Annotated in this window: 11 protein-coding genes; all 11 read left to right on the top strand. The window is 26.8% G+C overall.

The window, feature by feature from the left end; all coding sequences use genetic code 11:
• Positions 1-16 precede the first annotated feature (16 nt).
• The 11 genes from gmd to LXN10_RS05615 are packed head-to-tail and all read left to right on the top strand — an operon-like array spanning position 17 to position 11,662.
• Entirely contained in the window at positions 17-1,138 is a 1,122-nt protein-coding gene (gene gmd / locus LXN10_RS05665; RefSeq protein WP_375724914.1) for a GDP-mannose 4,6-dehydratase, read from the top strand.
• Position 1,139: 1 nt separating this feature from the next.
• Positions 1,140-2,198: a GDP-L-fucose synthase family protein gene (locus LXN10_RS05660; RefSeq protein WP_375724913.1), complete on the top strand. Its 1,059-nt coding sequence runs from the start codon at positions 1,140-1,142 to the stop codon at positions 2,196-2,198.
• Positions 2,191-3,330, top strand: coding sequence for a UDP-4-amino-4,6-dideoxy-N-acetyl-beta-L-altrosamine transaminase (gene pseC / locus LXN10_RS05655; RefSeq protein WP_375724912.1), 1,140 nt, complete (start codon positions 2,191-2,193; stop codon positions 3,328-3,330). The genes LXN10_RS05660 and pseC overlap by 8 nt, the downstream gene beginning before the upstream one ends.
• The gene (gene pseF, locus LXN10_RS05650) at positions 3,323-4,030 is read left to right on the top strand and encodes a pseudaminic acid cytidylyltransferase (protein WP_375724911.1); all 708 of its coding nucleotides are present in this window, start codon (positions 3,323-3,325) and stop codon (positions 4,028-4,030) included. The genes pseC and pseF overlap by 8 nt, the downstream gene beginning before the upstream one ends.
• Before the next feature lie 42 nt (positions 4,031-4,072).
• A complete protein-coding gene (pseI, locus tag LXN10_RS05645; RefSeq protein ID WP_375724910.1) occupies positions 4,073-5,098 on the top strand; it encodes a pseudaminic acid synthase in 1,026 nt (341 codons plus the stop codon).
• Positions 5,095-6,117: a PseG/SpsG family protein gene (locus LXN10_RS05640; RefSeq protein WP_375724909.1), complete on the top strand. Its 1,023-nt coding sequence runs from the start codon at positions 5,095-5,097 to the stop codon at positions 6,115-6,117. The genes pseI and LXN10_RS05640 overlap by 4 nt, the downstream gene beginning before the upstream one ends.
• Positions 6,104-7,081 (top strand): DegT/DnrJ/EryC1/StrS family aminotransferase, encoded by a 978-nt coding sequence (locus LXN10_RS05635; RefSeq protein WP_375724908.1) that lies wholly within the window; start codon positions 6,104-6,106, stop codon positions 7,079-7,081. The genes LXN10_RS05640 and LXN10_RS05635 overlap by 14 nt, the downstream gene beginning before the upstream one ends.
• On the top strand, positions 7,071-7,733 hold the full coding sequence (locus LXN10_RS05630; RefSeq protein WP_375724907.1) for a class I SAM-dependent methyltransferase: 663 nt from the start codon (positions 7,071-7,073) through the stop codon (positions 7,731-7,733). Before LXN10_RS05635 ends, LXN10_RS05630 begins: the two co-directional genes overlap by 11 nt.
• Positions 7,733-8,842 carry an ATP-grasp domain-containing protein gene (locus tag LXN10_RS05625; protein WP_375724906.1) on the top strand — a complete coding sequence of 370 codons (1,110 nt, stop codon included), beginning with the start codon at positions 7,733-7,735 and terminating at the stop codon, positions 8,840-8,842. The genes LXN10_RS05630 and LXN10_RS05625 overlap by 1 nt, the downstream gene beginning before the upstream one ends.
• A 37-nt stretch (positions 8,843-8,879) precedes the next feature.
• On the top strand, positions 8,880-10,253 hold the full coding sequence (gene ispD, locus LXN10_RS05620; protein ID WP_375724905.1) for a 2-C-methyl-D-erythritol 4-phosphate cytidylyltransferase: 1,374 nt from the start codon (positions 8,880-8,882) through the stop codon (positions 10,251-10,253).
• Positions 10,253-11,662: a CDP-glycerol glycerophosphotransferase family protein gene (locus LXN10_RS05615; RefSeq protein ID WP_375724904.1), complete on the top strand. Its 1,410-nt coding sequence runs from the start codon at positions 10,253-10,255 to the stop codon at positions 11,660-11,662. Before ispD ends, LXN10_RS05615 begins: the two co-directional genes overlap by 1 nt.
• Positions 11,663-11,713 lie beyond the last annotated feature (51 nt).

Raw genomic sequence — 11,713 nt, 5'->3', positions numbered from 1 at the left:
TAAAGGATAAGTATATATGGTTGAAAAGAAAATAGCACTAATCACAGGAATAACAGGACAAGATGGAAGTTATTTAGCAGAGTTTTTGCTAAAAAAAGGTTATATAGTTCATGGTATAAAAAGAAGAACCTCTTTATTTAATACTGATAGAATAGATCACCTTTATGAAGATCCTCATGTTGAAAATAGAAACTTAATACTACACTTTGGGGATATGACAGATTCTATGAATCTTACTCGTATCATTCAAGAAGTTCAACCTGATGAAATATATAACTTAGCTGCAATGAGTCATGTTGCCGTTTCATTTGAAACACCAGAATATGTTGCAAATGCAGATGGAACAGGAACACTTAGAATTCTTGAAGCTGTAAAACTTCTAGGACTTACTAAAAAAACAAAAATCTATCAAGCTTCAACTAGTGAACTTTATGGAAAAGTACAAGAAACACCACAAAGCGAAACAACACCTTTTTATCCTAGAAGCCCATATGCAGTAGCAAAGATGTATGCATACTGGATAACAGTAAACTATAGAGAAGCATATGGAATGTTTGCTTGTAATGGAATTTTGTTTAATCATGAAAGTCCTGTTAGAGGGGAAACCTTCGTAACAAGAAAAATAACAAGAGCAGCATCTAAAATAGCTCTTGGACTACAAGATAAACTATACCTTGGAAATCTAGATGCAAAAAGAGATTGGGGACATGCAAAAGATTATGTACGAATGATGTGGATGATTTTACAAGCAGATGAGCCAGAAGATTGGGTAATTGCAACAGGTCAAACGACAACGGTACGAGATTTTGTAAGATTGGCATTTGAATATGCAGGTATTACTTTAGAATTTAAAGGTGAGGGTGTTGATGAAAAAGCATATGTTGCCTCTTGTTCAAATTCAGATTATCAAATAGAAATAGGTAAAGAAGTAGTTGTAGTAGATCCAAGATACTTTAGACCAACTGAAGTAGATTTATTGCTAGGAAATCCTAGCAAAGCAGAAACAAAACTAGGATGGAATAGAGAGTATAAACTACAAGATTTAGTTAATGATATGATGAAATCAGATTTGAAATTGATGACAAAAGATGTTTACCTAAAAGATGGTGGATATAAAACTATGAGTTATTTTGAATAAAATGAATAAAAATAGTAAAATTTATATAGCTGGACATAAAGGTCTTGTAGGTTCAGCTATAGTAAAAAATTTAATCTCTAAAGGATATACAAATTTAGTATATAGAACACATGCAGAATTGGATTTGATAAATCAAAAAGGAGTAGAAGAGTTTTTTCAAAATGAAAAACCAGAATATGTAATACTAGCTGCTGCAAAAGTAGGTGGAATTATTGCAAATAATACTTATAGAGCAGACTTTATATATGAGAATTTACAAGTACAAAATAATGTTATTTATCAATCTTTCAAACACAAAGTAAAAAAACTTCTTTTTCTAGGAAGTACCTGCATTTATCCAAAAAATGCTCCACAGCCTATGAGTGAGGATAGTTTACTAACTTCCGAATTAGAATATACTAATGAACCATATGCTATTTCAAAAATAGCTGGTATAAAGATGTGTGAGAGTTATAATTTACAATATGGTACAAACTTTATATCTGTAATGCCAACAAATCTTTATGGACCAAATGACAACTTTGACTTAGAAAAGTCTCATGTGTTACCAGCACTTATAAGAAAGATTCACCTTGCAAAACTTTTAAGTGAAGGTAAATTTGAAGAAGTCTTAAAAGATTTAGAATTAAAATCAATTGATGAAGTAAAAGAATATTTAGCTAATTTTGGTGTAAATAAAAATAAAGTAGAGATATTGGGAACGGGAACTCCAAGAAGAGAGTTTATGTATTCTGAAGATATGGCTGATGCTTGTCTTTTTTTATTAGAAAATAAAGATTTTAAAGATATTTATAATACTAATGATAAAGAGATAAAAAACACACACATAAACATAGGAACAGGTGTGGATATATCGATAAAAGAACTCGCTGAACTTATTAAAAATATCATAGGATTCAATGGTCAACTCATATTTAATACACTAAAGCCAGATGGTACTATGTTAAAGTTGACTGATTCCTCTAAACTTCATACTATGGGTTGGAAACATAAAGTAGAATTGAAAAAAGGTATTGAAAAAGTTTATAATTGGTATTTGGAAAACATGAAAAATGAATAAAACTAATTTTATCCCTTATAGTAAACAAAATATATCAAATGAAGATATTGAGGCAGTTGTTGAAACTTTAAAAAGTGATTATTTAACAACTGGACCAAAGATAAAAGAGTTTGAAGAGGCTCTTTGTAAATATACTGGGGCTAAATATTGTGTGGCAGTATCAAATGGAACTGCTGCTTTACATCTATCAACATTAGTTTTATTAAATGAAAATGATAAAGTTCTTACAACAGTAAACTCATTTTTATCAACATCAAACTCAATTCTTTATATAAATGCAAAACCAATTTTTGTGGATATTTGTGAAGATGGAAATATTGATTTGAACCTTTGTGAAGAAGAGTTAATGAAAGACTCTTCAATAAAAGCGATTTATTTGGTACATTTTTCAGGGCTTAGTGTCAATCAAAAAAAATTAAAAGAGTTAAAAGTAAAATATAATATTAAGATTTTAGAAGATTGTGCTCACTCCATTGGTGCAAGTTTTGATGGGATAAAAGCTGGTTCTTGTAGAAATAGTGATATTTCAACTTTTTCTTTTCATCCCGTAAAAGGCTTTACTACAGGTGAGGGTGGAGCAATTACTACAAACTCAAAAGAGCTTTATGAAAAGCTTTTGGTTTTGAGAAATCATGGAATGAAAGCAAATACTGAAATTGCACCTTGGCATTATGATATGACTGAATTAGGTTTTAATTATCGACTTACTGATATAGCTTGTGCTTTAGGTATTTCACAATTGAAAAGACTTGATGAGTTTTTAGATAAAAGACGAGAAATAGCTAAAAGATATTGTGAGATTATAGAAAAATATGATTTTATAAAACCAATATATGATTTTACGCAAGAGTCTGCATATCATCTTTTTGTTGTGAATATAAATTTTGATAAATTTAATATCGATAAAAAAGAGTTCGTTCTTAAAATGAGAGAAAGAAATATTGGTTTACAGTTTCACTATATCCCTATAAATAAACAACCATACTATAAAAATTTAGGTTACGGAGAAGAAAATACTCCTATTATGGATAAGTATTATAAAGAAGCTATTTCTTTACCTCTTTATCCAACTTTGACAAATGAAGAACAAGATTATGTGATTTATTCAATTTTGGAGGTTTTAAGTGTCTAAATGTATTTGTATAATACCAGCAAGAGGTGGAAGCAAAAGAATTCCCAGAAAAAACATAAAAGATTTTTTTGGTAAACCTCTTATTTCATATAGTATTCAAGCAGCAATAGAGTCAAAGTTATTTGAAAAAGTAGTAGTTTCAACAGATGATGAGGAAATAGCAAATATAGCAAGAGAATATGGAGCAGAAGTTCCTTTTTTAAGACCAAAAGAATTAAGTGATGATTTTACTGGAGCGGGAGCTGTAGTAAGTCATGCTTTATCTTTTTTACAAAATCAAGGTGAAAAGTATGATTTTGTATGTGGTTTATATGCAACAGCACCTTTACTCCAATCAAAATATTTAGTTGAGGGTTTTAAGAAGTTAAAAGATAGTGATGCGGGGAAGTCTTTTGGTGCAACATCTATGCCTTTTCCAATTCAAAGAACTTTTAAAATTACACAAAATAATAGATGTGAAATGTTTTGGCCTGAAAATTTTTATAAAAGAAGTCAAGATTTAGAAGAAGCTTATCAAGATGCAGGACAGTTTTGGTGGGTAAAATTATCTAAAACATCAGATGAAATTATGTTTGGAAAAGACTCTATTCCTATTGTTCTCCCTAGATACTTAGTTCAAGATATTGATACTATGGAAGATTGGGAAATGGCTGAAAAACTTTATCAAGTTATAAATCATGATATTATTTCAACAAAATAAACTTAAGCTATATTATTCAAGTTTGTAAAAGAAGGGTTAATAATGAAAATAGGTAATTTTGATTTACAAAAAGATGGAGTGTATGTAATAGCAGAACTTAGTGCAAATCATAATGGCTCTTTACAAATTGCACTAGATACAATAAAAGCAGCAAAAGAGTGTGGTGCAAATGCAATAAAATTGCAAACTTATACAGCAGATACATTAACCCTGAATTGCAAAAATGATGATTTTATGGTCAAAGGTGGAACTCTTTGGGATGGAAAAAATCTATATGAGCTTTATGAATGGGCAAGTACTCCTTGGGAATGGCATAAAGAGCTTTTTGATTATGCAAGAAGTCTTGACATAGATATCTTTTCAACACCCTTTGATAAAAGTGCAGTTGATTTTTTAGAACAATTTAATCCTAGTGCATATAAGATAGCTTCATTTGAAATTACTGATTATAATTTAATAAGATATGTTGCAAAGAAAAATAAGCCAATAATTATAAGTACTGGAATTGCAACACTTGAAGAGATTCATGATGTTGTTAAAATTTGTAAGGATGAGGGTAATGAAGATATTATTTTATTAAAATGTACAAGTTCTTATCCTGCGCCATTAGAAGAAGCAAACTTAAAAACAATAGTTGATATGAAAGAAAGGTTTAATGTAGAAGTTGGCTTTTCTGATCATACTTTAGGAAGTACAGCACCTATTGTAGCAATAGCTTTTGGTGCAAAAGTTATAGAAAAACATTTTATTATAGATAAAAGTATTGGTGGAGCAGATGCAGAGTTCTCTATGGAAAAAGATGAGTTCTCTTTTATGGTTAAATCTATTAGAGAAAGTGAAAAACTAATAGGTGAAACTGATTATATTTTAACCGAAAATAAAATAAAAAGTAGAGTATATTCAAGAAGTTTGTATGTATCAAAAGATATAAAAAAAGGTGAAGCCTTTACAGAAGATAATATAAAAAGTGTAAGACCAGGATATGGAACACATCCAAAATATTTAGAAAAGATTTTAGGTACAAAAGCAAAAAAAGATTATACCTTTGGTGATAGGTTAGATTTGTGATTAAGAAAAAGCTTCTTGTATTAACAGAAGGTGGCGAAGAAGTAGGCTTTGGACATATTACGAGAACTATTTCAATTTCTAGTAAGTTTTCTGAAAATGATTATGAGATAGAATTTATTATTAATGGAGACAATTCTATCTTATCTCTTTTAGAAGGCTTCTCTTATGAGCTATTTGATTGGCAAAAGAGCTTTAAAGAGTTACTTAATAGTGTAAATCTTTGTGATTTAGTATTAGTTGATTCGATGAAAATAAAAAATGAAGAACTTTTATTATTAGAGCAAACAAATATCCCAATAATTTATATTGATGATGAAAAAAGAAGAAATGTTTTAAATAAAGGCTTTGTAATAGATTGGACAGTTTTAAGTGATGAAAAGAATTATTTCTTACCTAAAAAAGAAAAAATGAAGTATCTATTAGGAAGTAAATTCACACCCTTGAGACCTGAGTTTTCAAAAGCTAAAACAAATATAATTAATGATGAAATAAAAAGTATAATGATTACTTTTGGTGGTAGTGATGTAAGAGATTTAACTCCAAGAGTTATTGAAACTTTAATAAAATATTTCCCATCTTTACAAAAAAATATTATAATTGGTGCAGGATTTAAAAACATAGAAAAAATCAAAGCTATACAAGATGAAAATTGTAATTTAGTTTTTAATGCTACTACAAATGATATGATTAAAGTAATGCAAGAAAGTGATATTGCAATTGCAAGTGGTGGACAAACTCTTTATGAATTAGCAAGGATTGGTACACCAACTATTGGGATTATTTTAGTAGATAATGCCGTTGATGATACTCTTGGTTGGGAATATGTTGGAAGTTTGATAAATATTTCTTGGTGGAATGAAAAAGATTTAAATAAAAAGTTAGTTGATGCAGTTGATTCTTTAAAAAGTAAAGAAAAAAGAGTTTTTATGCAAAAAAGTGCAAAAAAATATATAAGTAAAAATGGTGCTGAATTTATTTTTAAAGAAGTTATGAAAGGACTCAAAAATGACACTGTTTGATGTAAGAGCTTCTTCTATTTTATATAATTTATTATGTTCTTTAGATATCAAAAAGAAGTTTTTATTACCTCTTAATGTTTGTCCTATCGTTCCAACAACTTTTATAAAGGCTAATGTTAGTTTTGAATTTATAGATATTTCTTTAGATACTTTATGTATGGATGAAAATCTTTTAATAAAAAAACTAACTAATAATGAAAATATTGGTGGGGTATTATTTGTAAAAACTTTTGGAACACAGTTTGATGCAAGTAAAATATTTAAAAAAATAAAAGAGATAAATAGTGAAATATTTATTATTGATGATTGTTGTTTGAAAATTCCAGATTTTGATTATGATATTGAAAATAGTAGTGCTGATATGGCACTTTTTAGTACAGGTTATTCAAAATATATTGATATGGGTTGGGGTGGATTTGGCTTTTTAAAAGATAAGTATAAATATGAAAAACTAAAAGTTATTTTTAAAAAAGAAGACTTAGAAAATTTTACAAAAAGAGTTCAAGTTTCAATTGATACTAATACGAAACTTAGATATGTAGATAATCTTTGGTTAGGTGATGAAAGAGTTTTATATAAAAATTATGAAGAGTATAAACAAAATATTTCAGAAAAAATTAATCCGATGATAAATCATAAAAAAAGTTTAAATACAATATATGAATCAAATTTACCTAAAAATATTCAATTGGGAAGTGAGTATAATAATTGGAGATTTTCAATTTTAGTTAATGATAAAAAAGAATTGTTAAGTAAAATTTCTGATAATAATCTTTTTGCAAGCTCTCATTATAAAGAAGTTGATTATATGTTCAAAAATGATTCTTTGGAAAATTCAAATGCTAAAGCTATACACTTTAAAATAGTAAATTTATTTAATGATTTTAGATTTGATGAAGAAAAAGCTAAAAAGGTAACTGAAATAGTAAATAAACATATTAATGAGGTGGGAAATGGATATTAAGGAAATAAAAGGATTAAAATATCCTGATGAGTATTTTATAAAGTTCTTTTTTAAATATCAGTTTCATACTAAAAAAGATTTAACTTTTTTAGAAATAGGATGTTCAAATGGCTGTAATTTGATGCTTCCATATTCATTTGATAATAAGGCTCTTGGAGTAGATTTAAATGACACTTTAATAAATTATGCGAATGAAAATTTTAAAATTCAAGAAAAAAATAGTTATAAATTTTATAATGAAGATATGAGAGAATTTTGTAAAAATAAAGAGAAACTTTATGCAGATATTTTAGTCTTAGCAAATTCAATTTATTATATTCCAAAAGATGATTTTATTCAGATGTTAAGAGATATAAAAAAGAATTCCCTAATAAAAAAATCTGTCACTCTTTTCTTACGATTTCGAACACCAAATGATTTTAGAAATAAAAAAGGCGAATACATAGATGATAATGCCTATATTATGCAAAATGGTGTAACAGGGGAAGATGGAATATTTTGTAAGTTTTATAATGAAGATGAAATGATAACTATTTTAAAAGATGAGCTAAATCTAAGAAATTTTCAGTCTATGAAAATTGAGTATGAGAATATTCAAAATGACATAAAAGTAAATAATAATGATATTGTTATTTGGGGAAAAATAAACTAATGAGAAAGCTTTTTATTTTAGGTGGAAGTGCTTTACAACTTGATTTGATTTTAGAAGCAAAAAAACTTTTTTTTTACGTGATAGTTTTAGATATGGATGAAACTTGTATTGGAAAAAACTGGTGTGATGAGTTCTTACATATAGATATTTGTGATAAAGAAGCGGTTCTAAAAAAAGCAATAGAGTATAAAATAGATGCAATTTTAACATCTGCAACAGAACTTGGTAATATAACAGCATGTTATGTTGGAGAAAAGTTAGAATTAAATACAAATAGCTATGAGTGTGCATTAAATACTACAAATAAAATGAAAATGAAAGAGATTTTAAAAAAACACAATATTAAAACTGCAAATTATAAATATTTTGAAAAAGAAGATTTAATAGATTGGAAGAACTTTCCTTGTATCGTTAAACCAGTTGATAGTTCTGGAGGAAGAGGAGTATACTTCTGCCAAAATGAAGAAGAATTGGCTAATAACTATTTAAAAACACTTTGTTTCTCTCGTAGTAAAAAAGTATTAGTAGAAGAGTACATAAAAGGTGAACAGTTTAGTTGTGAAACAATTTCTGTAAATGGGAAACATCAGTTAATAACAATAACAAAAGAATATATAAGAGATATTCCAAATATAGTAGAAACTCATCAACAAATTCCAGCAAATATTACAGAAGAATTAAATAATAAAATAGAAAAACTAGTAGATAAGATTTTAGAAATTTTTGAGATAAAATTTGGTGCAGGACATATTGAAATTAGAATTGATGATAATGAAAATATTTATGTAGTTGAATTAGCTTCTAGAATAGGTGGTTGGAGAACAGAAATGCTTAACTTAGCCTATGGAATAAGTTTTTCTCAGTTATTGCTTTTTTCATCATTAGGTGTATTTAGACAGTTGAATCATAATAGACCTATTTATAATGCAATTGTAAAAATAATTTTGAGTTTTAAAGATTATGAAGAGTATTTGAACTTGAAACAAAATTATCCAAATAAAATATTTGAGCCAAGAGTTATAAAAGAAGTAGAAGAACAATTTTTAGCATATAATTTAGTAGAGGCAAAAGGATATTATTTTATTTTAGAAGAAGTAAAGAGAGATTAATATATAATCTAATATTAAGAAAAGTATAGGGAAATAGATGAATGTAGCTGTTATTTTATCTGCGGGAAGTGGTACTCGATTTGGTTCAAATGTCCCAAAGCAGTTTATTAATTTAGCCGGTAAATATATTATTGAATACACTTTAGAACAGTTTCAAATAAGTAGTTATATTGATGAAATTTGTATAGTTGCAAATAGTGAATATCATGATGAACTCTTTTTTTTAGCTAAAAGATGTGGGTTTGATAAAGTTCAAATGATAATTTCTGGTGGAAAAGAGAGATTTGATTCAAGTTTTAAAGCAATAGAAGCTTATGAAGATAAAGAAGATGTAAATTTGATATTTCACGATGCTGTAAGACCATTTGTAAGTTCAAAAATAATTGAAGATGTTGTAAAAAGTTTAGAAAATTATGATGCAATAGATGTTGCAATAGATACAGCTGATACTATTATAAAAATTGATGAAAATACAAATTATATAGATAATATTCCTAAAAGAAGTCTTTTAAAAAGAGGACAAACTCCCCAAGCATTTAAACTACAAACGATAAAAGAAGCACATATCTTAGCTAGACAAGATAGTAGTAAAATAGAGGCAACAGATGACTGTGGACTAGTTAAAAAGTATTTACCGAGCACTAATATATATGTAGTAAAAGGTGAAGAAAAAAATATAAAGATAACTTTTCCTGAGGATTTACTTTTTGCTGAAAAATTAATACAGTTTAACTCTTCAGAAGTAAATGTTGATGAAGATATATTTTCTAAATTAGAGAATAAAGTATTTGTTATATATGGTGGAAATAGTGGAATTGGTGAATCTATAAAAGATATTGCAATTAGCTATGGTGCAGAGGTTATTGTTTTAAGTAGAAAAAATGGCATTAATATTGAGAATCCTAAAGCAGTATTAAATAGTTTAGAAAAAGTGTATAAAGAGTTTGGAAAGATTGATTGCATTATAAACTGTGCAGCTATTTTGGTAAAAAAACATTTAAAAGACATGGATAGTAGTGATATAGTAGATAGTATAAATACTAATCTTTTAGGTTCTGTAAATATTACAAAAGAGTCTTATAAATATTTAAAAGAGACACAAGGAAGTGTAGTTTTATTTTCATCAAGTTCATATACAAGAGGAAGAGAAGAGTATAGTTTATATAGTGCAACAAAAGCAGCAGTTGTAAATTTTGCTCAAGCAATTGCTTCTGAATGGCAAGAGGAAAAAATAAAAATAAATGTAATAAATCCTGCAAGAACAAAAACTCCAATGAGAAAAAAACACTTTGGTTTGGAACCAGATGAATCTTTACTTGATGTAAAAACAGTTGCTTATAAAACTTTAGAAACTGTATTAAGTGAATATTCTGGTCTTGTTGTTGATATTAAAAAAAATGTGAATGAATAATGGAAATTTTCAGAAATAAGAAAATTTACATAGCTCCTAAAACGCCAATAAGCGTTGCTTTTAAAGAGTATTTATCCCAAGCTTTAGATTTTGAATTTTTAGGCTTTCTTGACAAAGTTAAAGAGGATAATGATGTATCAAAAGTAGAACAAATTATAGAAAAAGAGTTTGATTATATAGTGATTATTAGTCCAAATCATTATAAAATGATTTATGCAGATTATTTAAAATTGATAAATAAAAATAAAATTTCAGTTATTCTAATCGAACATAATAAATATAATATCTTAAAAAAAGAAGTTGAAACAAGAATCTCAAAAATAGAAAAATATTCAAAAGAAATTGATGAGAAATGTGAAAAAAGAAAAAGTATAGCCTTTATTTCAAAAGGATTTATTGATTCAAATAATAAATATCTATTTTTATATCTTCTAAAAGAGAAAATAGATTGTTACATAATAACTGATAATAAAGAACAAATAGAAGAGTTAAAAGAGTTTAATATCCCTTATTATGAACTTGAAAGTGATGAAGGTGACAAAGCAATAGCTAGGGCTAAATATTTAATTTTTGACCAAGCAAATTATACATACTTTTATATAAGTCCAAATCAAAAAACAGTACAACTTTGGCATGGTGTAGGGCTAAAGAAGATGTCAAAACTTACAAATATAGAATATGATTATTTTATTTCTACATCAAATTGGACAAATGAGACAAACTTTAAAAATGTGTTTTGTGCAAAAGAGTATTTGGATTGGGGATATCCTAGAAATGATATATTTTTAAAAGATGAAGAACCAATAGACTTAATCTTTTGTAATAAAGAGATTTATTCTTTAGTGAAAAATAAAAAGCACAAAAAAATAGCACTTTATATGCCTACAATTAGAGAATATCTTTTTAATAAGAATATGAATTTAAAAGAGTTTGATATTGTACCAATAGATTTCATTAAATTAAATGAAGAATTATTTAATGAAGATATACTTTTGATTGTCAAATTACATCCAAGTGTTATGGAGTTTTTTAAAGAATTGATTATAAATGAAGAATTTAGCAATATAAAGTTTCATCCAACACAAGGTGATATTTATCCAATAATTAAATATGTTGATGTATTAATCACTGATTATTCTTCTATAGCATATGATTTTCTGCTTTTAGATAGACCTATAATATTTTTTGATTATGATAGAGAATTATATGAAAAAAATATGGGTGGATTTTTATTTGATTATGATGAATATTCTCCAGGTATTAAAGTGAAAAATCAAGATGAGTTAATTATATCATTATTTTCTGTTGAAGATAATTATATAAATCAAAGAAAAAATATATATAATAAATTTTTTGCTTTTAAAGGAAATAGTTCCTTAAGATTAATCGAAGAATTAGACTTTAAATGAAAAGTTAAGTTTAAAGATATGCTAAAATTAATAGATAATACTAAAGGTAAT

Origin of the sequence: Arcobacter iocasae (assembly GCF_042214795.1) — a bacterium.
Lineage (GTDB): Bacteria > Campylobacterota > Campylobacteria > Campylobacterales > Arcobacteraceae > Arcobacter > Arcobacter iocasae.
The sequence above is the reverse complement of the archived record's forward strand: the minus strand, read 5'-3'. Positions and strand labels throughout refer to the sequence as shown.

Coding starts and splice junctions, on each gene's coding strand:
- pseI (WP_375724910.1), top strand. CDS start 4,073: ATGAAAATAGGTAATTTTGATTTACAAAAAGATGGAGTGTATGTAATA.
- LXN10_RS05625 (WP_375724906.1), top strand. CDS start 7,733: ATGAGAAAGCTTTTTATTTTAGGTGGAAGTGCTTTACAACTTGATTTG.
- LXN10_RS05615 (WP_375724904.1), top strand. CDS start 10,253: ATGGAAATTTTCAGAAATAAGAAAATTTACATAGCTCCTAAAACGCCA.
- LXN10_RS05660 (WP_375724913.1), top strand. CDS start 1,140: ATGAATAAAAATAGTAAAATTTATATAGCTGGACATAAAGGTCTTGTA.
- LXN10_RS05635 (WP_375724908.1), top strand. CDS start 6,104: ATGACACTGTTTGATGTAAGAGCTTCTTCTATTTTATATAATTTATTA.
- pseC (WP_375724912.1), top strand. CDS start 2,191: ATGAATAAAACTAATTTTATCCCTTATAGTAAACAAAATATATCAAAT.
- gmd (WP_375724914.1), top strand. CDS start 17: ATGGTTGAAAAGAAAATAGCACTAATCACAGGAATAACAGGACAAGAT.
- ispD (WP_375724905.1), top strand. CDS start 8,880: ATGAATGTAGCTGTTATTTTATCTGCGGGAAGTGGTACTCGATTTGGT.
- LXN10_RS05630 (WP_375724907.1), top strand. CDS start 7,071: ATGGATATTAAGGAAATAAAAGGATTAAAATATCCTGATGAGTATTTT.